The 23,171-nt window shown below is 72.1% G+C and carries 21 protein-coding genes; 8 read left to right on the top strand and 13 right to left on the bottom strand.

The genetic code is table 11. The features are described 5' to 3' along the window. Positions 1 to 39: 39 nt before the first annotated feature. The 5 genes from DEJ20_RS03085 to DEJ20_RS03065 all read right to left on the bottom strand — a co-directional run bounded on the left by DEJ20_RS03085 (position 40) and on the right by DEJ20_RS03065 (position 5,459). Complete coding sequence (locus DEJ20_RS03085; RefSeq protein ID WP_111234877.1) at positions 40 to 711, bottom strand: response regulator; 672 nt, start codon at positions 709 to 711, stop codon at positions 40 to 42. Next, positions 708 to 2,048: a sensor histidine kinase gene (locus DEJ20_RS03080; protein WP_111234876.1), complete on the bottom strand. Its 1,341-nt coding sequence runs from the start codon at positions 2,046 to 2,048 to the stop codon at positions 708 to 710. Before DEJ20_RS03080 ends, DEJ20_RS03085 begins: the two co-directional genes overlap by 4 nt. Further along, positions 2,035 to 3,009, bottom strand: a complete 975-nt coding sequence (locus DEJ20_RS03075) for a CPBP family intramembrane glutamic endopeptidase (RefSeq protein WP_111234998.1) — start codon at positions 3,007 to 3,009, stop codon at positions 2,035 to 2,037. The genes DEJ20_RS03080 and DEJ20_RS03075 overlap by 14 nt, the downstream gene beginning before the upstream one ends. A gap of 540 nt (positions 3,010 to 3,549) precedes the next feature. Beyond that, positions 3,550 to 4,110 (bottom strand): arsenate reductase/protein-tyrosine-phosphatase family protein, encoded by a 561-nt coding sequence (locus DEJ20_RS03070; RefSeq protein ID WP_258377125.1) that lies wholly within the window; start codon positions 4,108 to 4,110, stop codon positions 3,550 to 3,552. Positions 4,111 to 4,112: 2 nt separating this feature from the next. Continuing rightward, positions 4,113 to 5,459, bottom strand: coding sequence for an adenylosuccinate synthase (locus tag DEJ20_RS03065; protein WP_111234874.1), 1,347 nt, complete (start codon positions 5,457 to 5,459; stop codon positions 4,113 to 4,115). A gap of 209 nt (positions 5,460 to 5,668) precedes the next feature. On the opposite strand from DEJ20_RS03065, the gene DEJ20_RS03060 reads away from it, so the two are divergent. After that, on the top strand, positions 5,669 to 5,842 hold the full coding sequence (locus DEJ20_RS03060; protein ID WP_071248465.1) for an antitoxin: 174 nt from the start codon (positions 5,669 to 5,671) through the stop codon (positions 5,840 to 5,842). Positions 5,843 to 5,945: 103 nt separating this feature from the next. On the opposite strand, the gene DEJ20_RS03055 is transcribed toward DEJ20_RS03060, so the two are convergent. Together DEJ20_RS03055 and DEJ20_RS03050 are read right to left on the bottom strand one after the other, a co-directional pair. Next, positions 5,946 to 6,110, bottom strand: coding sequence for a hypothetical protein (locus tag DEJ20_RS03055; RefSeq protein ID WP_155896763.1), 165 nt, complete (start codon positions 6,108 to 6,110; stop codon positions 5,946 to 5,948). 154 nt (positions 6,111 to 6,264) lie between these two features. Next, complete coding sequence (locus DEJ20_RS03050; RefSeq protein ID WP_284183368.1) at positions 6,265 to 9,789, bottom strand: S8 family serine peptidase; 3,525 nt, start codon at positions 9,787 to 9,789, stop codon at positions 6,265 to 6,267. A gap of 307 nt (positions 9,790 to 10,096) precedes the next feature. Here DEJ20_RS03050 and DEJ20_RS03045 point away from each other — a divergent pair, with 307 nt between their 5' ends. From DEJ20_RS03045 to DEJ20_RS03035, 3 genes are read left to right on the top strand one after another with little or no spacing between them, the layout of a single operon-like run. Beyond that, entirely contained in the window at positions 10,097 to 10,759 is a 663-nt protein-coding gene (locus tag DEJ20_RS03045; RefSeq protein ID WP_111234997.1) for a TetR/AcrR family transcriptional regulator, read from the top strand. Further along, entirely contained in the window at positions 10,756 to 11,544 is a 789-nt protein-coding gene (locus DEJ20_RS03040) for a hypothetical protein (RefSeq protein WP_111234872.1), read from the top strand. Before DEJ20_RS03045 ends, DEJ20_RS03040 begins: the two co-directional genes overlap by 4 nt. Continuing rightward, on the top strand, positions 11,541 to 13,775 hold the full coding sequence (locus tag DEJ20_RS03035) for a YhgE/Pip domain-containing protein (protein ID WP_111234871.1): 2,235 nt from the start codon (positions 11,541 to 11,543) through the stop codon (positions 13,773 to 13,775). The genes DEJ20_RS03040 and DEJ20_RS03035 overlap by 4 nt, the downstream gene beginning before the upstream one ends. Positions 13,776 to 13,882: 107 nt before the next feature. On the opposite strand, the gene DEJ20_RS03030 is transcribed toward DEJ20_RS03035, so the two are convergent. After that, the gene (locus DEJ20_RS03030; RefSeq protein ID WP_111234870.1) at positions 13,883 to 14,686 is read right to left on the bottom strand and encodes an NAD-dependent epimerase/dehydratase family protein; all 804 of its coding nucleotides are present in this window, start codon (positions 14,684 to 14,686) and stop codon (positions 13,883 to 13,885) included. Positions 14,687 to 14,696: 10 nt separating this feature from the next. Beyond that, a complete protein-coding gene (locus tag DEJ20_RS03025; protein WP_111234869.1) occupies positions 14,697 to 15,593 on the bottom strand; it encodes an endonuclease domain-containing protein in 897 nt (298 codons plus the stop codon). A 218-nt stretch (positions 15,594 to 15,811) separates the two neighbouring features. On the opposite strand from DEJ20_RS03025, the gene DEJ20_RS03020 reads away from it, so the two are divergent. Then, a complete protein-coding gene (locus DEJ20_RS03020) occupies positions 15,812 to 16,801 on the top strand; it encodes a LacI family DNA-binding transcriptional regulator (protein ID WP_111234868.1) in 990 nt (329 codons plus the stop codon). Between the two features lie 103 nt (positions 16,802 to 16,904). Here DEJ20_RS03020 and DEJ20_RS03015 read toward each other — a convergent pair whose 3' ends face one another. Both DEJ20_RS03015 and DEJ20_RS03010 read right to left on the bottom strand, forming a co-directional pair. After that, the gene (locus tag DEJ20_RS03015; protein ID WP_027464993.1) at positions 16,905 to 17,552 is read right to left on the bottom strand and encodes a TrmH family RNA methyltransferase; all 648 of its coding nucleotides are present in this window, start codon (positions 17,550 to 17,552) and stop codon (positions 16,905 to 16,907) included. A 27-nt stretch (positions 17,553 to 17,579) separates the two neighbouring features. Beyond that, positions 17,580 to 18,278, bottom strand: coding sequence for a TetR/AcrR family transcriptional regulator (locus DEJ20_RS03010; RefSeq protein ID WP_181431490.1), 699 nt, complete (start codon positions 18,276 to 18,278; stop codon positions 17,580 to 17,582). 178 nt (positions 18,279 to 18,456) lie between these two features. Here DEJ20_RS03010 and DEJ20_RS03005 point away from each other — a divergent pair, with 178 nt between their 5' ends. Beyond that, positions 18,457 to 19,254 carry an HAD-IIA family hydrolase gene (locus DEJ20_RS03005; RefSeq protein WP_111234866.1) on the top strand — a complete coding sequence of 266 codons (798 nt, stop codon included), beginning with the start codon at positions 18,457 to 18,459 and terminating at the stop codon, positions 19,252 to 19,254. Between the two features lie 36 nt (positions 19,255 to 19,290). On the opposite strand, the gene DEJ20_RS03000 is transcribed toward DEJ20_RS03005, so the two are convergent. Then, positions 19,291 to 20,220 carry a CPBP family intramembrane glutamic endopeptidase gene (locus DEJ20_RS03000; RefSeq protein WP_181431489.1) on the bottom strand — a complete coding sequence of 310 codons (930 nt, stop codon included), beginning with the start codon at positions 20,218 to 20,220 and terminating at the stop codon, positions 19,291 to 19,293. Positions 20,221 to 20,257: 37 nt separating this feature from the next. Between DEJ20_RS03000 and DEJ20_RS02995 the strand changes: the two genes are divergently transcribed. After that, complete coding sequence (locus DEJ20_RS02995) at positions 20,258 to 20,947, top strand: metal-dependent transcriptional regulator (protein ID WP_027464846.1); 690 nt, start codon at positions 20,258 to 20,260, stop codon at positions 20,945 to 20,947. 423 nt (positions 20,948 to 21,370) lie between these two features. Here the strand turns inward: DEJ20_RS02995 and DEJ20_RS02990 are convergent, their stop codons facing one another. Further along, positions 21,371 to 22,015 (bottom strand): HEAT repeat domain-containing protein, encoded by a 645-nt coding sequence (locus DEJ20_RS02990; protein WP_111234864.1) that lies wholly within the window; start codon positions 22,013 to 22,015, stop codon positions 21,371 to 21,373. Between the two features lie 108 nt (positions 22,016 to 22,123). Here DEJ20_RS02990 and DEJ20_RS02985 point away from each other — a divergent pair, with 108 nt between their 5' ends. Beyond that, on the top strand, positions 22,124 to 23,077 hold the full coding sequence (locus DEJ20_RS02985) for an aldo/keto reductase (RefSeq protein ID WP_111029748.1): 954 nt from the start codon (positions 22,124 to 22,126) through the stop codon (positions 23,075 to 23,077). Positions 23,078 to 23,171: the final 94 nt, after the last annotated feature.

The following is a 23,171-nucleotide window of genomic DNA, read 5'->3' as shown; positions in this document are numbered from 1 at the left end:
CGGACTGACACCACGGGCCGCCGGCTGCGACCGGGGCCGCTACGGCTGCTCCGGCACCGTCACGATCCGGTTCTGGTACGCCCACACCACGGCCTGCAGCCGCGACCGCACCCCGAGTTTCGGTAGCATCCGCGCCAGGTGCGACTTGACGGTCGACACCTCGAGCACGAGCGCAGCCGCGATCTCCTCGTTCGACATCCCCTGCGCCAGCAGCAGGAGCACCTCGCGCTCGCGGGCGGTCAGCACGCCGTCGGCCCGGTCGCCGGAGACCGGCTGCAGGCTCCGTCGTGACACGAACTCCCGCAGCACCCGCCGGGTCAGTGCCTGATCGAGCGTGCCGTTGCCGGCGGCGACCTGCCGCACCGCGTCGACGATGGTGTCCGGCTCGGCGTCCTTGAGCAGGAACCCGGACGCCCCGGCCTCGAGCGCCCCGAACACGTAGTCGTCCAGGTCGAACGTCGTCAGCATGAGCGCGGGGATCGCCGGATCGGCGTCCGGAGCGCAGAAGATCCGGGCGAGTTCGATGCCGTTCATCACCGGCATCCGGATGTCCAGGCAGGCGACGTCGGGTCGCGTCTCGCGCGCCAGCGCGAGCGCCTCGCCGCCGTCGGCGGCGACGGCGACCACCTCGATGTCCGGCTCCGCACCGAGGAGCGCCGACACCCCGGCGCGGACCAGGGGCTGGTCGTCCGCGACCAGCACGCGGATCACGCGACCACCCCGGTGCCGTCGGCGTCCTGCGCGGGTGCGGCAGGTGCCTCCCGGCCGAGCGCCAGCTCCACCAGCCATCCGCCGGTCGCGGTCGGGCCGGTCTGGAGGCGCGCCCCGACCAGGTCCGCCCGCTCGCGCATCCCCCGCAGGCCGTTGCCGCCCGAGGGAGAGGTCCCCGCTGCCGGCACGGTGGCCGGTGCGTTCTCCACCCGGATCACCACCCGGGTCGCGTCGCGGTCGTCGATGGTGACGGTGCACGGGGCGGACGGGGCGTGCAGGGCGGCGTTGGCCAGCGCCTCCTGGACGGTGCGGTAGGCGGCGAGCTGTGCGAGCGGGCCGACGCCGTCGGCCAGCGGACGGTCACCCGGCAGCACGTCGAGCCGGACGTCGCTGCGGAACCGGGCACGTTCGGCCAGGTCGACGATGCCGGCGACCGTCTCGACGGCGCGCTCGGCGGGAGCATCGTCGCGGAGCAGGCCGACCAGGCGGCGCAGGTCCTCGAGCACGGCGGTGCTCTGCTCGCGGACCTGGCGGGCGCCCTCGTGGGCACGCTCCGGGTCCGCGTCGATCTGCCGGTCGATGACGGCGGCCATCAGTGCGATGCCGGACAGGTGGTGCGCGGCGATGTCGTGGAGCTCACGGGCCATCGCGGCACGTTCGCGGGACACCGCGGCGTCGACCAGGGCGTCCTGCTCACGGTTCACGGCGCTGGCCTCGGCGGTGCGGGCGACGCGGACCTCGCGGCGGGACTGCACGAGCAGGGTGACCAGCAGGGGCAGGCCGACCGCGCCGATCGCCTGCAGCACACCCTGCCCGAGCGAGCCGGCGAGGCCCGTCGAGAAGTCACCGCGGACCGCACCACCGGCGACGGCGGCGAGCACCGCGCTGCCGGCGGCGACGAGCGCACCGGCGACCAGGAGCGTCGGCCACAGGCGGGTCAGCGGGACGCGGAGTGCGGCGAGGACGACGGCGACGACCACGGGCAGTGCGGTGAGGCCGAACAGGTCGGACGACTGCGGGGCGAGCGCCGCGACCACCACCGGCAGGGCGGCGACCACGATCAGCACGGTGCGCGGTGCGCGACGGGCTGCGAGCAGGGCGGCCGACTGGACCACCAGGCCGAGGGCCAAGATGCTCCACGCCAGGGTGAACGGCGCGGGGACCCGCATCGCCAGGGCGGGGCCGTCGGGCTCGAGGGCGTCCAGCGGCGGCAGGCCGAGCAGCAGCCCGAGGGCGACGACGGCCGTACCGAGGGCGACGAAGACGTCGACGCGGCGGGCGCGCTGTGCTGCAGGCTCGGCCGGTGCGCGCAGCGCGTCGTGCTCAGCGGGTGCCATCGTTGGATCCTACGAGGCGGGCGCGGGTGGGGACCGGTGCGTCGAGGGGCAGGGCGCGTCGGGCGGGGTCGTAGCCCAGGCGGCCACGGGTCGCGACGAGCAGCACCACGGCGGCGATCGTCGACATGATCGTCAGGCCGATCATCAGCGTGCCGGCGGTCATGCTCGGGTACATCTCGGGGAACAGCGTCGAGATCGTGTTGTTCACGCCGACGTGCAGCAGCAGGGCCAGGGGCAGGCTCTCGCGGGTCTTGTTGAAGACCTGGATCATCACGACGTTGAAGGTGATGGTGAACAGGGCGAACACGACGGGCTCGCTCCAGTGCGCGTTCGGCCAGCCGCCCCAGTCGCTGAAGTACAGCGGCATGTGCCAGAGCGCCCAGATCGGGCCGAGGATCGCGGCGGCGCCCAGGCCCCCGAAGCGGTGCTGCAGGCGGGGCAGGGCGAAGTCGCGCCAGCCGGGCTCCTCGCTCAAGCCGGTCGAGAACAGCTGGATGATCAGCCCGGGTACGAGCATGGCGAAGGCCAGGGCCGAGGGGGCCCGCACGTCACCACCGGCGAACGGCAGCGCGGACACGACGATCAGGGCCGGCACGACGACGAGCGCCAGCGCGTACCAGTACCAGGCGACCCGCCAGCGGAACAGCCGTCCCACCCAGCGGCGGAGCCCCGCGCGACCGTCGGCGACCGCGGTGACGATGAACGCGCTGCCCAACGGGCCGAGGAGCGCCCCGGGCAGGACACCCGTGAACTGAGCGCTGCCCAGGACCTCGGGGAAGTGGATGTCCCACACGCCCATGCCGTGCGGGGACAGGATGTACGGCACCCACGCGAGCCAGCTCAGGCCGAGTGCCATGGTGAAGAAGGACACGAGCGGGTGCCGGGCGATGAGGCCGCGGACACCCCCTCGGTCGCGGGCTGCGGTGCCGGCGGTGGGCCGGACTTCGGTGGTGTTCGTCATGTACACGACGCTAGGAACCAGCGCGCTCGGGGACGACCGGCTTCGGGATGCACCTGCGGGAGTTCCATCGAAGGATGCAAGCGCTCGTCGGGCCGGTCAGGCGGCGGGCTGGGCCGGTCGCCGTGGTGGCCGGCCGTGCTTCGCCGGGGTGAGGAACACGCCGTCGTCATCGCTCGACGCCCCGTCGCGCTCGAGACGCCGCCGTATTCGGAGGCGTTTCGAACACTCGGCAGCGCCTTCGTCCGACGACGGCGTCTTCCGAACCGACTCGGCCCGCAGGACGCCGGCGTCTCGCGGGTCTGTTCAGGCGTCGCGCTGCGCAGCCACGTGCGCCAGGACGACGGGGTCCGCGCAGCCGCGGGACTCGCACCGTGCGGCGCCCCTCGGCCCGTGCGAGCTTGCTCGCTCCGTGCCCCGCTACAGCCCTGCACCAGGCCGCCGACCTCGCACCGGCCGAACAACTGCGCACCGTGCGCAGCGGCAGCGTCAGCGTCAGCGTCAGCGTCAGCGGCGGCGTCAGCGTCAGCGTCAGCGGCAGCGTCAGCGCAGCGTCGCCGGGAGTGCGTCCGCGATGCCCGTCAGGGCGACGTCGAGCTCGTCGGCGACGCGCTGGTGGGTCGCGGTCGAGCGACGGTAGGGGTCGTCCACGTCGTCGTCGGCCGGGTCGGCGGGCGGCGGGACGGTGCCGCGCAGCCGGGCGACGCGCTCCACGAGCTGCTGCGGCGTCGTCACGTCGGCCAGGTCAACGGGCTCGAGGCCGGCGAGCACCCGCGCGAACTGCTTGATGGTGAACGTCCGCTTGGACGCCCGGGGCGCCAGGGAGACGGCGGCTGCACGGTGCGATCGCTCGGCGGTCAGCACCAGGTCGGCGCGCTCGACGATCTCGGCCGTCAGGTACCGCGACCGGTGGGCCGACGGGTCGCCCCCGAGCCGGACGGACTGCTCGGCGGCGGCGGCGTCCATCGGGGCGCCGTCGTCGGCGATGGTGCCGGCCGACTCGACCACGAACGCGGGGGCGTCCGGGCCGAGTCGTGCCGTCAGGACCTGCGCGCCGAGCGGGGACCGGCAGATGTTGCCGCTGCAGACGAACAGGATCCGCATCGTCACGCTGCGTCGGTGCGTTCGTCGGTGCGTTCGCCGGCACGCTCGTCGGCACGTTCGTCGGCACCGAGCAGGTCGTGCCGCACGACGATGGCGTCACGGCCGGGGCCGACACCGATCGCCGAGATCCGTGCGCCGGACATCGCCTCGACCGCCAGGACGTAGTCCTGCGCGTTCTTCGGCAGGTCGTCGAAGGTGCGGGCGCCGGTGATGTCCTCGGTCCAGCCGGGGAACTCCTGGTACACCGGCTTCGCGTGGTGGAAGTCGGACTGGTTGACCGGGACCTCGTCGACACGGACGCCGTCGACCTCGTACGCGACGCACACGGGGATCGTCTCGAGCCCGGTCAGGACGTCGAGCTTGGTGAGCACGAAGTCGGTCACGCCGTTGATGCGTGCCGTGTAGCGGGCGATCGGGGCGTCGTACCAGCCACAGCGGCGCGGGCGGCCGGTGGTGGTGCCGAACTCGAAGCCGTTGGCGCGCAGGAACTCGCCCGACTCGTCGAACAGCTCGGTCGGGAACGGACCGGCGCCGACGCGGGTCGTGTACGCCTTGACGATGCCGATGATCCGCTCGAGCTTGCCCGGCCCGATGCCCGAACCGGTCGCGGCGCCACCGGCGGTCGCGGACGACGAGGTGACGAACGGGTAGGTGCCGTGGTCGACGTCGAGCATGGTGGCCTGGCCGGCTTCGAACAGGACGGTCTCGCCACGCTCGAGCGCACGGTGGATCTCGAGGGCGGTGTCGGCGACCATCGGGCGCAGGCGCTCGGCGAAGGACAGCAGCGACTCGACGACTTCTTCCGGGTCGATCGCACGGCGGTTGAAGACCTTGACCAGCAGGTGGTTCTTCTGGTCGAGTGCGGCCTCGACCTTCTGCCGCAGGATGTTCTCGTCGAAGATGTCCTGGATGCGGATGCCGACGCGGTTGATCTTGTCGGCGTAGGTCGGGCCGATCCCGCGACCGGTGGTGCCGATCTGGCGCTTGCCCAGGAACCGCTCGGTCACCTTGTCGACGGTGCGGTGGTAGTGCGTGATGACGTGGGCGTTGGCCGACACGAGCAGCTTCGAGACGTCGACGCCGCGGGCGCGCAGGGCGTCGAGCTCCTGGAACAGCACCTCGAGGTCGACGACGACGCCGTTGCCGATGATCGGGGTCACGCCGGGCGTCAGGATGCCGGAGGGCAGCAGGTGCAGGGCGTACTTCTCGCCGCCGACGACGACGGTGTGGCCGGCGTTGTTGCCGCCGTTGAACTTCACGACGTAGTCGATGCGGGAGCCGAGGAGGTCGGTGGCCTTCCCCTTGCCCTCGTCGCCCCACTGGGCGCCGATGATGACTGCTGCGGGCATCTGGTTCTCCTCACGTTGGCGGAGGACCGCACACGGCCGTCCGGGCCGGTGGTCCACCCGAGTCTATCGGCTGGTCACCTGCGCGTCACCCGCTGTGACGTCCTGTGGACTGCGGGCGGCTTGTCCACATCCAGCGCACCTGGGTGTCCGTCCGGATCGGTCGGAGCACGGTCGGACGCGTCCAGATCCACGACGCGAAGGAGCACGACATGAGCGGCATCGGAGACAAGGCGAAGGACTTCGCCGACAGCGACAAGGGCGAGAAGGCCACGGACGCCGGCCTCGACAAGGCGGGCGACGCGGCCGACAAGGCGACCGGCGGCGGGCACGGCGACCAGATCGGCAAGGCCGAGGACGCGGCCGACGGCAAGATCGGCAAGTGACGTCCGAGACGCCACCAGAACGGGACGGGAGGCGCGGTGCCAGCTGGCACCGCGCCTCCCGTCTGTCTGCCGGTGCGTCCCGAATCGCACGGCCGACCCCGGATCAGCTCCGGAAGAAGTCCTGGTACGACGGGTCACCGACGGGCTGGGAGTGCCCCGGCTCGGCCAGGCGCTGCTCGATCATGGCCTGGATGACGTCCGGCGGGGTGAGTCCACGACGGCGCCACTCGACCGGGTTGGACCGGAGCTGGTTGAGCGTGTTCTGCATGGAATCCACACTGGCACCACTTCACTAGTTTGTCTAACTACCTGTCCCGAACGCGCGTTCTGGCGGGCTGCCCCGTGCTTCGTGAGCAGAAGAGGTCGGATCCCCATTCGGGACCCGACCTCTTCTGCTCACCAGGTGGCGCGCGCACCCTGTCCTAGCGGCGCGTGACCTTCGCGGTCGCCCCGGACTTGGCGGTGCCGTCCTCGTACCCGGAGGCGTGGGCCGTCACCTGCACGCTGATGCGGTGCCCGACGTCGGACGAGCCGAGCTTGTACTTGGTACCCGTTGCCGACCCGACGACCTTGCCGTCACGCAGCCACTGGTACTTGTAGGTCGCCTTCGTCGTGCTCCACGTGCCGTGCTTCGCGGTGAGGGTCGAGCCGACCTTCGCCGTCCCGCTCACCGTGACCTTGCTCCCCTTCGCCAGCGCGAGCTTCGGCGGGACCACGTTGATGGTCGACGTGTCGGCCTGCTTGCCCGCCGCGTTGTCGAGGTGGAGCAGCAGCACCGTCGCCTTGGTGACGCCCGAGGCACGGGTGACCGTGAGGGAGTCGGCGTCGGCGAACAGCACGCCGGTGGTGCCGTCCTGCGAGAACGACAGCTTCGGCTTCGACGGGTCGAACGTGGCCGTCTTCGTCTCGTCCACGACCGAGGAACCGCTGGTGGCGGCACCCGGGGCGTAGGCCGACTCCGTCAGCACGGTGTAGTCGAACTTCTTCGACGAACCGATGGCCTTCGCAGCGACGGTCAGCACCTTCACCGAGCTGTCGAAGGTGTTCACGTCCTGTCCGGGCGCACCGCCGTTGAGCGGCTGGACGTCGACGACGGGGTCGACGTCCGGGTCGTCCAGGGCGGCCTTCGCCAGGTCGACCGTCGTGGCGAACGTGGCGTCCACGGCAGCCGACTTCGCGTCGTACACCAGGAAGTCGGGCTCGCCGTCACGGTCCGTGTCGATGAGGACCTCGACGTTGGTCACGGCGCCCGGGTTCGCGTCCGGACCAGCGGTCTGCACGCCGAACGCCAGGGTTCCCGACGCCTTGTCGTACGACGCACCGTAGGAACGGACGTCGGCCGCCTGCAGCGAGCGCGTCGCCGAACCCTCGGGGAACGCCTCGGCCGGGTCGGTGCCGCCGAGCACGAACGGAGCGACGGCCGCGTGGTAGCCGGTCGTCAGTCCGCCCTGGTCGAGCGTGCGGCCCTTGAGCGTGAGCTCGGCCGACTTGCCCGGTCCCGTGAACGAGACCGTGGTCCGTGCCCGCACCGCGCTGACGGGCTTCGGGGCCACGTAGGCCCCGAGGCGCATCGGGTTGAGCGAGCTGTCGGTCGGTGCGAACGCCACGATGCCGGAAGCGGCGGCCACGAACTCGCGCTGGTAGCCCTGCTGCACGGCTTCCTGGGTCGGGTCGATGACGCGACGGAGCTTCGTCGGGTCGGCGACCGAGAACGTGAGCGTGACCGACGCGGTGCCGTTGGCGGGCACCGTGACCTGCTTCGAGCTGAGCGCGAACGTCACACCCGGCTGCGTCACCTGCGGCTGGTACGACACGTTGTAGGTGTGCGCCGTGCCGTCGGTGTTGTCGATGCGCAGGGTGCGGCGCTCGCTCGTCTTGCCGGCGACCTCGACGACACCGAACGACGCGGTGACGAGCTGGTCGTTCTCGGCGCTGCGGACCGTGGTGCCGGCGGTGACCGCCTGCAGCGCGTCCACGCGACCGGTGCCCTGGCGGAGCAGGGTGGCCGAACGGTTGCCGTCCTTGACGTCGTGCGTCGCCGTGTTCATCAGGGCCGCCTTGACCTGCGGGGCGGACCAGGTCGGGTGCGACTGGAACGTCAGCGCCGCGATGCCCGCGACGTCGGGCGTGGCCATGGAGGTACCGCTCATCGACATGCGGCCGTCACCGGTGCCGTTGGCCGCCGAGATCACGTTGACCCCGGGGCCGGCGATGTCCGGCTTGACGATGTCGTCGAACGATCCGTGCACACCACGGCTGGTGAACGACGCGAGCGTGTTCACGGCGTCCGCCTCGATGGCGACCTCGAAGCCCTTGAGCTCGTCCGCGAAGCGCACGTGCAGGGTCCCCGCCTTCGCGGTGGCCTGGAGGCTCGCCACGCTCTTCGCGGTCAGCTCGGCACCCGGGATGGTCGCGTTGCCACCGATGCCGGATTCGAACGTGTCGAGCGTGCCCGCCAGCAGGACACCGACACCGCCGGCAGCCTCGACGTTGCCGAAGCGCACGGCGGAACCGCACTCGAGCGCGGCGTCCGTCCACTTCAGCCAGACGACCTTGCCCTTGAGCTTCGCGGCGTCGGCGGCGCTGAACGCGGCACAGCCGTCGATGTTCGCGGTCGGGACGACGACGTCGCCCTCGACCGGCAGGGTGCCCTTGAAGTTGGACGAGTACTGCGACCGGTAGGTCTTCGCGACGCCGGCCGGTGCGGTGACCTGCACGCCGTCGTAGAGCGACTGGCCGGTGGCGCTCGCGGCGACGGTGAGCGCCCCCTCGGCGTTGCCCGGCGAGCCACCGATGTCGGTGAAGTCGTCGGCGTTGCCCGAGGCGATCACGGGGAGCACGCCGCGAGCGGTCAGTGCGTCGATCTTGGCGTTGTCGGGGTCGTCCGGTGCGCCGTAGTCGGAGCCGAGCGACAGGTTCAGGACGTTGATGTCCTTGCCCTCGGTGAGCGCCTGGCCCACCCAGTCGAGCGCGGCACCGGTGACGTCGGTCGAGCCGCCGTTGTCACCGAAGACCTTCAGGGCGTACAGGCCGGCCTCGGGCGCGGTGCCCGGACCGATCCACATGTCCTGCACCTGCTGCGTGGTGAGCTTGGTGTAGTCGCCGTCGAACTGCTGCTTGTCGGCGGTCAGGCCGTAGCCGGCGATCGAGCCGGACACGTGCGTGCCGTGGTCGCCACCCTTGCCGTCGATCGGGTTGTCGTCGGGAGCCGGCACCGGGTCGTAGGCGTCCGGGTCCGTCGGGTCGGCGTTGTAGGTCGCACCGGCGAAGTCGTACCCGCCGAGGAACTTCGACGCGTCGTACAGGCTGGGGTCCGGGGCGCCGCCGCTCGCGTTCGCCAGGGCCTGCTGGTACGCCTCGGTGGTGCCGGGGCCGCCGAAGTCGGCCTGCGTGTAGTCGAGACCGGTGTCGAGGACGGCGACGTTGACGTCCTTGCCGGTGTGGCCGGTCTGCTGCCAGGCGTTGAGCGAGCGCGTGTAGACGTCGCTCGCGGCGTTCTTCGGCGCGACGCCGTCGACACCGGGCTGGACCAGGCTGGGGTCGACACCCGAGGGAGCGGCGTCGGCGTTCTCGTTGACCGTCGGCTCGACGATCTTCTTCGGCGTGAGCGGGATGATGCTCTCGACGTCGGAGCGCTCCGCGATCTTCCGGAACGCGTCGACGTCGGCGACGACCGCGACGCCGGGGACGGTGTACTCCGTCGAGTAGAGCTCGGTCGCGTCGGCGTCGGCGCGCTTGACGGCCGACCGCACCGCGGCGACGGTCGACTGGATCGCCTCGACGCGGTCCTTGGCCGCGGAGGACTGGGTCCGCGACTTCGTCAGGTCCCCGCCCTTCGCCTTGGCGTCCACTTCGAGGGCACCCTGGCCGGTCGTGCGCACGAACGCGGCGACGGTCTTCGTCGGCTTGGCGTCACGGAGCGGGGCGGAGAGCTTGAGGTCGGCCACCGAGATCCCGGCCGGAGCTGCGGAGGCCGCGCCCCCGACTGCGAGACCGCCACACGCGAGGGCCGCGACGGCGATGCCGGCGGTCAGGACGCGGGTGAAGCGATGGGGGGTTGGGTTCGGGTCGGTGTTCGGTGTTGCACGGTTCAAAGAGGGCACTCCTGGCTCAGTCCGTGGTTCGCATGAGATTCCTGTGAAGCTATGCGTTCGTTCTCAGGGAAGACAGTCCGCACTTTGGGGGACTCCCCTCGTCCGGGGGACGGAACCTGTTAAGTTGCACACCTGTGTGCACGTTACTACGATGGGGTGCGTGACCACCACCGAGCAGCCCTCCCGCGCGCCCCGCCGCGACGCCACGGAGAACCGGGCAGCCCTCCTCGACGCGGCGAAGACCTGCCTGCAGCAGGACCCGGACGCCTCCATCGAGACGATCGCGGCGTCCGCCGGCCTCTCGCGCCGTGCGGTGTACGGACACTTCCCCTCGCGCGACGACCTGGTGCGCGAGGTCGTGACCGCCGGTGCCGCCCGGATCGCGGCCGCCATGCCCACCGCATCGGACCTGCAGGAGCTCCCGCCGGCCGCGCGCCTCGCCGCCATCGCGGTGACGCTCTGGACCGAGGTGTCGCACGTCCGCTCGATGGCCCGGGTCGCCGTGCGCAGCCCGTTCGCCGAACCCGTCGCCGAGGTGTTCGCCCCGCTGCGCTCGCAGGTGCGCCAGGCGTGCGCGCTCGGGATCGCCGACGGCGCCATGCGGGACGACGTCGACCCCGAGACCCTCGGCCGTCTGGTCGAGGGTGCGTGCATCGCCGTCCTCGACGAGGCCACCCGTTCCGGCACGAGCGACGAGGACGGACGGCGCATGGTGGTGGTGTCGGCGCTGGGCATGGCCGGCATCGACTGGCGCACCGCACTGCTCTCCGAACCCGCTGCTCCCGCTCCCGCCCCTGCCCCTGCTCCGAAGGACCACGCATGACGCTCGAACTCGACCACGTCGGAATCGGCGAGGAGCCCGGCGCACCCCTGCCCGTCGTCTCCGCCGTCGCCGCCCCGGGACGCCCGGGAGTCCTCGCCGTCGAGACCGAGCAGGCACCCGTGCTCGCGTCACTCGTCGCCGGCGGCCGCATGCAACCCGACACCGGCCGCCTGCTGCTCGACGGCCACGAGGACCCGGCAGCCGTCCGCCGCTCGTTCGCGCTCGTGGACACCCCCGGGGTCGCCGAGCCCTTCCCCGTCATGACCCTCAAGCAGATCGTGCGCGAGGAGCTCGCGTTCGCCGGGCAGCGCCCGAACCGCGAGCACGTCGACACCGTGCTCGACGAGCTCGGACTGCGGGACTACGTCGACACCGCCGTGCAGCGGGTGCCGACCGTCGTGCGCGTCCGGCTGCTCGTCGAGCTCGCCCTGCTCCGCGACGGTGTGACCGGCATCGTGATCACCTCGCCCGAGCGGCACGGCGGCGCCGTCGAGGACTGGTTCCAGGTGGTCCGCGACGTCGCACGGCGGGGCGTGACCGTGGTCCTCGTGACCTCGAAGGCCGCCGCCACAACCGTCGAGCACCTGCTCGACACGATCGACACGCACGACGACGTCGCGACGCTCGGCGGCGTCGAAACGCACGACGACGTCGCGACGCTCGCGACGCCCCAGACCGAGGACCCCGAGGACGTGGCCCGAACCGACGGAACCGAGCCGGGCCTCCCGGCAGCTCCTTCCGTCACCGAAGCATCCGCAACCGTCCCGACGGAGGCACAGAAGTGACCACCACCTCGCTCGTCCGCGCAGAACTCGCGCGGCTCACCGCGACCCCGCTCGCACGCCTGGCGTTCATCGCGCTGATGATCGTGCCGCTGCTGTACGGCGGCGCCTACCTGTGGGCGAACCGCGACCCGTACGCGAAGCTCGACCAGATCCCCGCTGCGATCGTGAACCTCGACGCCGGTGCGACGCTGGACGGCGACCACGTCGACTACGGCAAGGACGTCACGAAGGAGGCCATCGATGGCGCCGACTTCAAGTGGACGAAGACGAGCGCCGCCGACGCCCGCTCCGGCGTCCGGAACGGCACCTACGACTTCGTCGTCACCATCCCGCACGATTTCTCCGAGCACCTGGTGTCCGCGCAGTCCGACGACCCGACGCAGGCAAAGCTCGTCATGACGACGGCCGACACGAACTCGTACCTGGCCTCGACCATCGCCGAGCAGGCGGGCAAGACCATGCGCACCGCCGTCGCCGAGCGCGTGGGCAAGCAGGCGGCGAAGACCCTGCTCGTCGGGCTCGCCGACGTGCGGGACAGCCTCGGCGACGCCGTCGACGGGGCCGATGAGCTCGCGTCCGGAACGGCCAAGGCGGACAAGGGTGCGCACGAGCTCGCCGCCGGCACCGGCAAGCTGTCGTCCGGGGCGGCGGAGCTCGCGTCCGGCACGGCCGACCTGCCGTCGCAGACCCAGCAGCTGAACAGCGGAGCGCAGCAGGTGGCGTCGGGGGCGTCGACCCTGGCGTCCGGGCTGGCCAGCGCGCAGCAGCAGACGGCGGCGCTGCCGTCGCAGACGCAGCAGTTGAACGCGGGGGCGCAGCAGCTCCAGACCGGGCTGCACCAGCTCCGTGACCAGACGGCTTCGCTGCCGTCGGACTCTGCGCGCCTGTCCAGTGGTGCGTCGCAGGTCGCCAGCGGGAACGCCACGCTGGCCGACGAGGCCGCACCGTTCATCGCGGGCGTCCAGCAGCTCTCGGCGCAGTCGCCGGAACTGGTCGCGTCACTGAAGCCCGTCGTCCAAGCCTCCACGGTGCTCACCGCGGAACAGAAGACCCAGCTGCTCGCCGGGCTCGACAACCTGCAGGCCGGCAGTGCCAGCCTCGGCACCGGTGCCGGCGAGCTGTCGGGCAACCTGCAGAAGCTCAAGACCGGCAGCGCACAGGTGTCCGCGGGGGCATCGCAGCTCGCCGAGCAGGCCCCGGCGCTGACGAGCGGCATCCAGCAGCTCTCCGACGGCTCGGACACGCTCGCCGCCGGCACCGGCAAGCTCGCCGCGAAGGCTCCGGAGCTGTCGTCCGGGATCGCGGACGCGGCCACGGGCGCCTCGACGCTCTCGTCGGGAGCTTCGAAGGTGGCCGACGGCACGTCGACGCTGGCCTCGGCCGCTCCGACCCTGTCGTCGGGTGCGTCCCAGCTCGCGACCGGTGCGAAGACCGCCGACCAGGGCGCTTCGTCGCTCGCATCGGGGCTGGACGAGCTCACGACCGGCTCGTCGAAGCTCGCGTCGTCGCTCGACCAGGGCCGCACGAAGATCCCGGCGTCGAACGCCTCGGAGCGGGAGTCGCAGGCCTCGGTCATCTCCGACCCGGTCAAGGTCGGGGACGACAACGTCGCCGCCGCGTCGAACTACGGTGCCGGTCTCGCGCCGTTCTTCATCTCGCTCGCGGCCTGGATCGGCATGTACGCGCTGTTCCTCATCCTCAAGCCGATCTCGAAGCGTGCGATCACGGCGGTGCGGAAGCCCCTCGCCGTGGTGTTCGGCGGCTGGCTGACCCCGGCGCTCCTCGGCCTGGTGCAGATGGTGGCGCTGTTCTTCATCGTGCGTTTCGCCCTCGACCTGAACGTGGTGCACGTCGGCGGCACGATCGGGATCATGGTGCTGGCCTCGGCGACCTTCGCGGCGATCATCATGGCGCTCAACGTGCTGCTCGGATCGGTGGGGCAGTTCCTCGGCCTGGTGCTCATGCTCGTGCAGCTCGTCACCGCCGGTGGCACGTTCCCGTGGCAGACGCTGCCGGGGCCGTTGGCGGCGCTGCACTTCGCGCTGCCGATGACGTACTCGGTCGACGCGATCCGGCAGACGATGTACGGCGGGAACCTCGGCGCCGCGTGGTCCGACGCGGGCGTGCTGCTCTGCTGGCTGCTCGGGGCGCTCCTGGTGTCCTTCGTGGTCACGGCGCGGCAGACCCGTTCCCGCACGCTGCGCGACCTGCGCCCGAGCCTGATCGGGTAGCGGGGCGCGGGGGCGGGCGCCGCGGCGCGGGCGCGGCCGCGGCGCGGGCGCGCACGCTTCGTGAGCAGAAGAGGTCGGGTGACATCAGGTCACCCGACCTCTTCTGCTCACGAAGTGCGTCCGCCGAGCGGCTGGTGCACCATCCCGCCGCCGAGGGTGCTCAGGTCGTCGGTCGGCAGGGCTGCTCGGGCATCCGCATCGAGCACGGCGGACGCGTCGTCGACGGGGTGGAACCCGATGCGCTCCCCGGCGGACAGGTCAGCCGGCGACCCGGTGTTCCGCGACAGGGCCCAGACCACGTGGTGCCCGGGGTCGCGGAGTGCCACGGTCGCGAGGACCAGGCGCGTCAGGTCGTCGGGCGAGGTCCACATGAGCAGCCCCCGGGTCGTCGGCGGCAGGGCACCGAACGCACCGATCCGCGCGGACACGATCGACATCTCGTACCGGTCGGCGAACAGGCTGCCGAGCAGTTCCATCGCAGCCTTCGTCACGCCGTAGTACGTGTCCGGACGGGGGCGCCGGTCGCCGGGCACGCTCCCCGGCTGGTCGAGGGGTTCGGGCACCAGCCCCACCGCGTGGATCGAGCTGGCCTGCACCACCCGGAGCACCCCGGCGGCGGCCGCCCGTTCGAGCACGTTCTTCGTGCCGGTCAGGTTCGCCGCGATCAGGTCGTCCCAGGCGGCCTCGGTCGGGATGCCCGCCAGGTGCACCACGGTGTCGACCCCGGCGAGCGCATCGTCCAGCACGGCCGGGTCGTTCACCGAACCGGGCACGAACCGTTCCCCCGCGACGACCGGATCGTGGGGCCGCTGTTCGTCGAGCAGCACGAGGTCGTGTCCCGCGGACCGCAGTCGAGGACGCAGGGCGCTCCCGATCCGGCCCGCGGCTCCGGTGATGAGCAGCGTCGCCATGCGGCGGACGCTACCCCCGGCGCGCGAGCAGCGACCTCAGCTGTCCCATTGCGCCGAACGCCGGGGTGTCGAGGTCGGACTTCGTCCACCGGACGACCGCCCAGCCGAGTCGTTCCATCTCGCGGTAGCGGCGGAGGTCACGGCCCCACTGCTCGGCGTCGGTCCGGTGGTGGTCGCCCTCGTACTCGATGACGATGCGGTGCTCCGGGTAGGCCAGGTCGACGCGGCCGACGAACCGGCCGGCTTCGTCCAGCACGTCGACCTGCAGTTCGGGCTCGGGCAGCCCCGCGCGGACGATCGCCAGCCGCGCCCGGGTCTCCTGCGGCGACCCGGCCCCCACCCGCACGAGCTCGAGTGCCACGCGCAGTCGTCGGACACCCGATCGCGCTCCGGCCAGGGCGACGGCGGCAGCGAGGTCGTCGATCGTCGTCCCGCACCGCCGTTCCGTGACGATGGCGTCCCCGAGCACGACGAGCTGGTCGACCGAGAGCATCGCACCACAGTCCACCCACAGCGCCGCGGGCATGCTCGTCGGCATCCCCCACCGCTCCGTCACCCGGGCACGATCCGGTGTGATGCGGTGCCCGACGACCCCGTGGCGTCGCGGTTGTGCGATCGGCAGGGGACTCGTGACGTGCACCGGTCCGTCGTCGGCGGCAGGGACCGGGAGCTGCCAGAGGACCGCCGCCGAGACGTGACTGATGAACTGCCCGGGAACGAGGACCGGCCGGATCGCCCGGATCCGGTGGGCCGGGTCGGGCGGACGGTCACGTGCCCATCGGATCGACCGGGTCGGGCGGATCAGGTCACGCCGCCGGAGTCGTTGTCGGGAGACGCCCGCGCGGTCGGCGGCGACGACGTCGAACGCGCGCCCGCGCAGTGGTGTCGGAAGTGGTCGTGCTCGCATGACCACCACGTTCGCGCCCCGCGCCCACCGCCCACGCGCCGAACGCGACTTCTGTGCACAACGCACCCCGGGCCTCCCGTGTGGAGGACCAGCCACGCGCGGATCGTGAGCAGAAACGGTCGGGTCGCCGCCCCGCACCCGACCATTTCTGCTCACGAAGCGAACCGGCGCGCGCCCGCTACGATCGACGCACGAGCCAACGGAGGTCGAAGCGCATCATGGGAGACGGCAAGCCCGCGACCATCTACGACGTCGCCGCACGCGCCGGGGTCTCGAAGTCCCTCGTCTCCCTCGTGCTGCAGCGCTCCCCCCGTGTCAGCGACCAGCGCCGGGCCGCCGTGCTCAAGGCGATCCAGGAGCTCGACTACCGCCCCTCGACCGCGGCCGTCTCCCTCGCCGGCACCCGCAGCCGCACCATCGGCGTGGTGCTCGACGACTTCCGCAACCAGTGGTTCGTGGACCTGCTCACCGGCCTGCGCGAGAGCCTGCAGGACCAGGGACACCGGCTCGTGGTCGCCGACCGGTTCCTCAACACGGGGCTCGATGCCTCTCCGGTCGAGGGCTTCCTCTCCATGCGCGTCGAGGGCATCGTGATCGCGGGCGAGCCCACCACCGACCTCGCGATCCCCGCCTCGATGCCGCTCGTCATCGCCGGCGGCCGGGTCGCCATCCCCCGCGCGGACACCGTGGCGAACGACGACCACGCCGGCGGGGGCATCGCGGCGCAGCACCTGCTCGACCTCGGCCACACCCGACTCGGGTTCGTCGGCGCGGGTTCGGCGGCCTCGGCCGAACGCCGGGCCGGGTTCGAGCAGGCCGCGGCGACACGTGCGTCCGTCGTCACGACGGTGCTGCCCGGCGAACCCACCGAAGAGGCCGGTTCCCGTGCCCTCGGCATGCTCCTCGACGAGCACCCGGACGTCACCGCGGTCTTCGCCGCGAACGACGTGATGGCCCTCGGCGCCCTGTCCGAACTCGCCGAACGCGGGTTGCGCGTCCCCGAGGACGTCTCCGTCATCGGCTACGACGACACCCCCGTCGCCGCGATGCGGTACGTCGGCCTGACGAGCATCGACGACCGCAGTGTCGAGATCGGCCGCGGCGCCGGCGAGCGCCTGCTGGCCCGCATCGCCGATCCGCGGATCGCCGCCACGGAACTCCTCGTCGAACCCCGCCTGGTCGCGCGCCGCACCACCGCCGCGCGCTGACGCGGCAGCACGGACCCCGGCCGGGAGGCCCGCCTCGCCTCCGCCCCGCCCGCTTCGTGAGCAGAAATGGTCGGGTCCAGGGCCCGTACCCGACCATTTCTGCTCACGAAGTCGCGCCCGGCAACTCCGCGTGCTGGACGACCCAGCTGTGCATGACGATGGCAGCGGCGGCCGAGGCGTTGATGCTCCGCGTCGACCCGAACTGCGTGATCTCGAGGTGTGCGTCGGCACCGGCGACCGCCTGCTCGGTCAGCCCGGGGCCCTCCTGCCCGAACAGGAACACGCAGCGCTCCGGGATCGTCGCGGTCTCGATGCGCTCGGCACCGGGTGTGTTGTCGATGGCGACGACGGGACGCTGTTCCTCGGCCATCGCGGCGAGGAACGCCTCGACGTCGGGGTGGTAGCGGACGTGCTGGTAGCGGTCGGTGACCATCGCCCCGCGCTTGTTCCACCGCCGTCGCCCGATGATGTGCACGGTACCGGCGAGGAACGCGTTGGCGCTCCGCACGATCGACCCGATGTTCAGGTCGTGCTGCCAGTTCTCGATCGCCACGTCGAACGCGTGCCGGCGGGTGTCGAGCTCGGCGACGATCGCGTCCATCGACCAGTACCGGTAGCGGTCGAGCACGTTCCGGGAGTCCCCGGCGGCCAGCAGCTCCGGGTCGAGCCTCGGGTCGTCGGGCCAGGGTTCCGGGTGCGGCCCCACCCCGTTGGTCGTCAGCTCGTGCGACGGTTCGGGCGCAGTGGTCACCCGACCAGCGTACGGCCGGGCGCGGGCTCAGGCGGTGCGGGCCCCGTGGGCGATGCGCGACTCGATGCCGGCGATCAGGATGTCGAGGCCGAGTGTGAACCGGTCGTCGTAGGAGTGCTCGCCGAGGATCTCGCCCACCAGTCGGTGTCGCTCGGGGCGGCCGGCCTGGGAGCCCCCGCGTCCGACCTGCACCCCGGCGTGCCCGACCACGAAGTCGTACACGACGAAGAAGGTGTACATCGCCTCGGCCGGCGGCAGCCCGGCGTCCTGCAGGGCACCGACGACCTTCGCCACGACGGCGTCGGACTCGGTCGAGGCGAGCGGGGCGCGCTGGCTGTGCGACTCGAGCACGAGCGGGTGGGTCCGCATCAGGTCGCGGAACGTCGTGGCGAAGGTGCGGACGACGGCGTGCCACTCGTCCGGCCAGACGAAGGTGGCGGTGAACTCGTCGACGGTGCGGCGGACGAGTTCGGCGTGCAGGTCGTCCAGCCCGCCGATCGTCCGGTGCACGGTCATCGGGGCGACCCCGAGCCGCACGCCCAGTGCCCGGAAGGACAGGCGGTCGAGGCCGTCCTCGTTCGCGATGGTCGTGGCGGCGTCGATCACCTGCTCGCGGGAGAGCACGTTCGGGCGGCCTCGGCGTCGTCGCGGGGTCACCTCGAGCTCCGTCTCCGACACCGGGGTGGGTCGGGGCGCGGCGGACGGGGTTCCGGGTTCGACGAGCACGAGGGGCCTCCTTGATTCGGTACGTGTCCCGAAAAGCCTAGGGCAAAAGCCGACCGCGGTTCGGTGTCTCGACCTTCTCGGGTCTCGGAGCAGCGCGCAAGAGCCGCCCCGGGCCTCCCGGCCCTTTCCGAGCCGGCCACGAGCCGGGCCTGAACCCCACCGCAGTAGGGTGAGGGCCATGGCGACCCGAGACGACGTCGAGTGCTGGCTGACCGACATGGACGGCGTGCTCGTCCACGAGAACCAGGCGCTCCCGGGCGCGCCGGAACTCATCCAGCAGTGGCTCGACGACGGCACCGAGTTCCTCGTGCTGACGAACAACTCGATCTTCACGCCGCGCGACCTCAGCGCTCGGCTGCGGAGCTCGGGCCTGCACGTGCCCGAGGAGCGGATCTGGACGAGTGCGCTCGCGACGGCCGACTTCTGCAAGTCGCAGATGCCCGGCGGCTCGGCGTTCGTGATCGGTGAGGCCGGCATGACGACCGCCCTGCACGAGGCCGGGTTCATCATGACCGAGACCGCTCCCGACTACGTCGTCGTCGGCGAGACCCGCAACTACTCGTTCGAGGCGATCACCAAGGCCGTCCGGCTCATCCGCGCGGGCGCCCGCTTCATCGTGACGAACCCCGACGCCACCGGCCCGAGCGCCGAGGGGGTCCTGCCGGCCACCGGCGCCATCGCGGCGATGATCGAGAAGGCCACCGGCAAGCAGCCCTACGTGGTCGGCAAACCGAACCCGATGATGTTCCGCTCCGCGATGAACCGGATCGGCGCGCACTCCGAGAACACCGGCATGATCGGTGACCGCATGGACACCGACGTGCAGGCCGGCATCGAGGCGGGGCTGCACACCGTACTCGTGATGACGGGCATCAGCGACCAGGCCGAGATCGACCGGTACCCGTTCCGCCCGAGCGAGGTCATCTCCGGCGTGCACGAGCTCGTGCGCACCGAGCCGTTCGAGGTCGAGCTCTAGCCGGTCGCACGCGACCGCGCGCGTCGGCCGCGGCCGCTACCGCGCGTCGACCCCGGCACCGGACGCGACCGCGGCACCCGCCGCAGCCGTTCCGTGGGACGCCCCACGGGCCTCCAGGGCGAAGGCCGCCATCGGCGGCACCGTCCGCCACCGCTTCGCGAGCCGACGGGGGCGGTCGTCGTACCAGGCGATGATCCCGCCCGCCACGATGCCGAACGCGAGCACCCCGAACGAGAACAGCCCGATCAGGCCGAGCAGGGTCAGCTTGCCGAAGTCGCCCGTGTCCGCGGTCGCCGAGAACCCGATCGACCCGAAGTCCCAGAAGGCGTGCAGCAGCACCGGGGCGAGCAGCGACCCGGTCAGCCGACGCGCGACGTACAGCGTCGACCCGAACGACGCCGCGAACACCACCTGGATGAGCGTCGGTCCGATCCCGGCACCGGCGAGCGCGTTGAGCAGGTGCAGCAGCCCGAACAGTGCGCACGACAGGGCCCACACCCCCATCTCCGGCAGGCGCCGCCGCAGCCCGACGAGCAGGGTCCCGCGGGCCATCAGCTCCTCGAAGACCCCGACGAACAGCACCCCGACGGCGAGCAGCAGGAAGTAGTGCGCGGGCAGCGCCGTCCAGTCGATCAGGGGCAGCCGGACAACGCACACCACGAGCACGAGGATCGGTGCGAGCATCGTCCACCGCAGCCGCGTCCGGACCGGGTCGACCGTGGCGATCCGCCACCAACCGAGCGCCGTGACGAACAGGGCGAGTGCCACGACGGCGATGCCCTCGGGGATGACCAGGGCGTGCACGACGCTGTCGACCGTCTGCCCGAGGGTCGCGTAGTCGTCGCTCGGCCGTGACCGCCAGGCGCTGATCGCCGCGAACACCACGATCGGCGCGAGCCCGAGCAGCAGCGACGGGGGCACCGGCCAGCGACGGCGGGTGGCTCGGACGGGGGCGGTGGTGGTCATCTGCCGGTTGTACCAGGCGGGACGTACGATTGGCGGTATGCGCCTGCCCTCCCTGTCCACCATGGCAGAGGACTACGTCAAGCTCATCTGGAAGGCCAGCGAGCGCGGCGGGCCCGGCCTGGCGACGCGGGACATCGCGGCGTCGCTGAAGGTGTCGGCGTCGACGGTGTCGGGCAACCTCAAGAAGCTCGACCGCGACGGCCTGATCGAGCACACCCCGTACTACGGCGTCGTGCTCACCCCGCTCGGGCAGCAGGTCGCGGTGGCGATGGTCCGGCGGCACCGATTGATCGAGACGTTCCTGGTGGAGCGGCTCGGCTACTCGTGGGACGAGGTCCACACCGAGGCCGAGGCCCTGGAACACGCCGTGTCCGAGCAGTTCCTCGACCGGGTCGACGCCGACCTCGGCCACCCGACGCACGACCCCCACGGCGACCCGATCCCCGGCGCGGACGGCATCGTGCCGGACTCCCCCGGCACGCTCCTCGGGGCGATCGAGCCGGGAGCGTGCGGCACGGTCGACCGGGTCTCGGACGACGACCCCTCGCTGCTGCGGTACTTCGACGAGCTCGGGGTGGGGCTGGGCACGCACCTGCGGGTGGAGCGGGTGCGGGACTACGCCGGCGTCATCGCGGTGTCGCGGCGGGCGACCGACGGCTCGGAGTCCCTCGTCGACCTGCCGGCGGCGGCGGCGTCGTCCATCTGGCTCGCACCCGACGGCGACTGACCACGCTGCGCGCGCGGGCGGGATGGTCGGGTGGTCTGCCGGTCACGACACCCCGCTCACGTCCGCCGAGCGGTCAGGAACCGTCGCCCGGCAGCCCCGCAACCGACGGTTCTCGACCACTCGGCGCCCAGCGCACGGGGCGTCGTGACCGCACCACGGCCCGCGAACGCGCGTGGCGTCGGACGGGAGGCCCGGTGCGCGGCCGCCACGCGCCTCCCGTCCGATGCCCCACCGGCCACGGCACCCCGCTCACGTCCGCCGAGCGGTCACCATCTGTCGCCCGGCAGCCCCGCAACCGACGGTTCGCGACCACTCGGCACCCCGGCCACGGGGTGTCGTGACCGGGCGACGCGCCCGCCCCACCACCGCGCAGCCGACGCTTCGCGACCACCCGGCGCTCCCGGCCGGGCGCGCCCGCCGGCCCTAGCCCTTGACGGAGCGCGTCCGGCCGAGGGCGACCTCGCGCCGGGCCCGCTCGAGGGCGAGCGCGGATGCCGCATCCGGGTCGTGCAGCAGGCGTTCGGTCTCGCGCACGTGCTCCCGGACGGCGTCGGTCCCCCGGTCGGCGGCCGCGACGAGGACGGGTCCGACGGTGTCCTCGCCGAGTCCCACCAGGGCACGCGACAGGCTGAGCCGACGCTCGCGGTCGCCGATGCCGAGCTGCACCGCGAGGGTCCGCGCGAGCGACGCCCGCTCGTCGTCCGGCACCAGTGCGACGGCCGTCCGCCAGGCGGCGCGGAGCACCTCGTCGTCGTGGTCCTCGAGCAGCGGGCGCACCGCCGGCCACGCCTCCGGGTCGCCGATCTTCGACAGGGTGTGGAGCGCCTGGCTGCGGGCCTGGGGTTCGGGGCGCTCGAGCTCGGGCAGGACGCGGGCGACGACGTCGTCGGCGGGGTGCCGGGTGAGCGCCCACGTCAGCATGTCGCGGACGAAGAAGTCCGGCTCGACGGCGCACTGTGCCACGAGCACCTCGAGGTCCGCGGGGTCCGGGGTGGTCCCCGCGGCCATCACCGCCTGCAGCCGGGCGGAGGATCGCGGATCGGCGAGGGCATCGGTGAGCGTGGTCATCCGTCCATCGAAGCCCCTCGCGCCGGGGCCGTGTCAAGCATCGGGGCATAGCGTCGGGAGACGTGCGGTTCGCTCCCACCGCACCCCCGACCACGAAAGGACCTCCGCATGCCCCGCATCGGTACCAGTGACCTGCACGTGTTCCCCCTCGCCCTCGGCGGCAACGTCTTCGGGTGGACGGCGGACGAGTCGACCTCGCACCAGGTCCTCGACGCCTACACCGCGGCCGGTGGCGACTTCATCGACACCGCGGACGTCTACTCGGCCTGGGCGCCGGGCAACTCGGGCGGCGAGTCCGAGCGGGTCATCGGTTCGTGGCTGCGCGCCTCGGGCAAGCGGGACGACGTCGTCATCGCCACGAAGGGCTCGCAGCACCCGGAGTTCCAGGGCCTCGCCGCGGACACCGTCGCCGCCGCTGCCCGCGCGAGCCTCGAGCGCCTCGGCACCGACCGGATCGACCTGTACTACGCGCACTTCGACGACCAGTCGACCCCGCTCGAGGAGACCGTCCGCGCCTTCGACCAGCTCGTGCAGGACGGCCTGGTCCGCTACACCGCGATCTCGAACTACTCGAAGGACCGCGCCGCGGAGTGGATCCGCATCGCGACGGAGAACGGCCTCGCCCAGCCCGTCGCCATCCAGCCGCACTACAACCTGGTCACCCGCCAGCCGTACGAGGCCGAGATCGCACCGCTCGCGCACGAGCACGGACTCGGCGTGGTGCCGTACTTCTCGCTCGCCGCGGGGTTCCTGACCGGCAAGTACCGCTCGAAGGACGACTTCGCGGGCAAGGACCGCGAGGGCCAGGTGTCCGGGTACTTCACCGACGAGGGGCTCGCCGTCGTGGACGCGCTGTCCTCGATCGCCGACGCGCACGGCTCCGAGATCGCCACCGTCGCACTCGCCTGGCTCCAGGCGCAGCCCGACGTCGTCGCACCGATCGCGAGCGCGCGCAACACCGAGCAGCTGCCGGCGCTGCTGGCCTCGGCGGAGCTCGAGCTCACCGCCGACGAGCTGCAGACGCTGTCCGACGTGTCGGCGAAGGTGCCCGCGAGCGCCTGACGCCGCGCTGCCCGCCGCGGCACGCACCGCCGCCGCCGCTGACGCAGAACGACATCCCCGACGTCGCACGACATCGGGGATGTCGTTCGTTGCA

It is taken from the genome of Curtobacterium sp. MCSS17_005 (genome assembly GCF_003234225.2).
Lineage (GTDB): Bacteria > Actinomycetota > Actinomycetes > Actinomycetales > Microbacteriaceae > Curtobacterium > Curtobacterium flaccumfaciens.
This window is presented reverse-complemented; position numbering and strand designations above follow the sequence as displayed.

Bases quoted from the DNA above. Each gene is read 5' to 3' on its own strand.
- DEJ20_RS03080 (WP_111234876.1), bottom strand. From the start codon at position 2,048: ATGGCACCCGCTGAGCACGACGCGCTGCGCGCACCGGCCGAGCCTGCA.
- DEJ20_RS03075 (WP_111234998.1), bottom strand. From the start codon at position 3,009: ATGACGAACACCACCGAAGTCCGGCCCACCGCCGGCACCGCAGCCCGC.
- DEJ20_RS03070 (WP_258377125.1), bottom strand. From the start codon at position 4,110: ATGCGGATCCTGTTCGTCTGCAGCGGCAACATCTGCCGGTCCCCGCTC.
- DEJ20_RS03065 (WP_111234874.1), bottom strand. From the start codon at position 5,459: ATGCCCGCAGCAGTCATCATCGGCGCCCAGTGGGGCGACGAGGGCAAG.
- DEJ20_RS03060 (WP_071248465.1), top strand. From the start codon at position 5,669: ATGAGCGGCATCGGAGACAAGGCGAAGGACTTCGCCGACAGCGACAAG.
- DEJ20_RS03055 (WP_155896763.1), bottom strand. From the start codon at position 6,110: ATGCAGAACACGCTCAACCAGCTCCGGTCCAACCCGGTCGAGTGGCGC.
- DEJ20_RS03040 (WP_111234872.1), top strand. From the start codon at position 10,756: ATGACGCTCGAACTCGACCACGTCGGAATCGGCGAGGAGCCCGGCGCA.
- DEJ20_RS03030 (WP_111234870.1), bottom strand. From the start codon at position 14,686: ATGGCGACGCTGCTCATCACCGGAGCCGCGGGCCGGATCGGGAGCGCC.
- DEJ20_RS03025 (WP_111234869.1), bottom strand. From the start codon at position 15,593: ATGCGAGCACGACCACTTCCGACACCACTGCGCGGGCGCGCGTTCGAC.
- DEJ20_RS03020 (WP_111234868.1), top strand. From the start codon at position 15,812: ATGGGAGACGGCAAGCCCGCGACCATCTACGACGTCGCCGCACGCGCC.
- DEJ20_RS03005 (WP_111234866.1), top strand. From the start codon at position 18,457: ATGGCGACCCGAGACGACGTCGAGTGCTGGCTGACCGACATGGACGGC.
- DEJ20_RS03000 (WP_181431489.1), bottom strand. From the start codon at position 20,220: ATGACCACCACCGCCCCCGTCCGAGCCACCCGCCGTCGCTGGCCGGTG.
- DEJ20_RS02995 (WP_027464846.1), top strand. From the start codon at position 20,258: ATGCGCCTGCCCTCCCTGTCCACCATGGCAGAGGACTACGTCAAGCTC.
- DEJ20_RS02990 (WP_111234864.1), bottom strand. From the start codon at position 22,015: ATGACCACGCTCACCGATGCCCTCGCCGATCCGCGATCCTCCGCCCGG.
- DEJ20_RS02985 (WP_111029748.1), top strand. From the start codon at position 22,124: ATGCCCCGCATCGGTACCAGTGACCTGCACGTGTTCCCCCTCGCCCTC.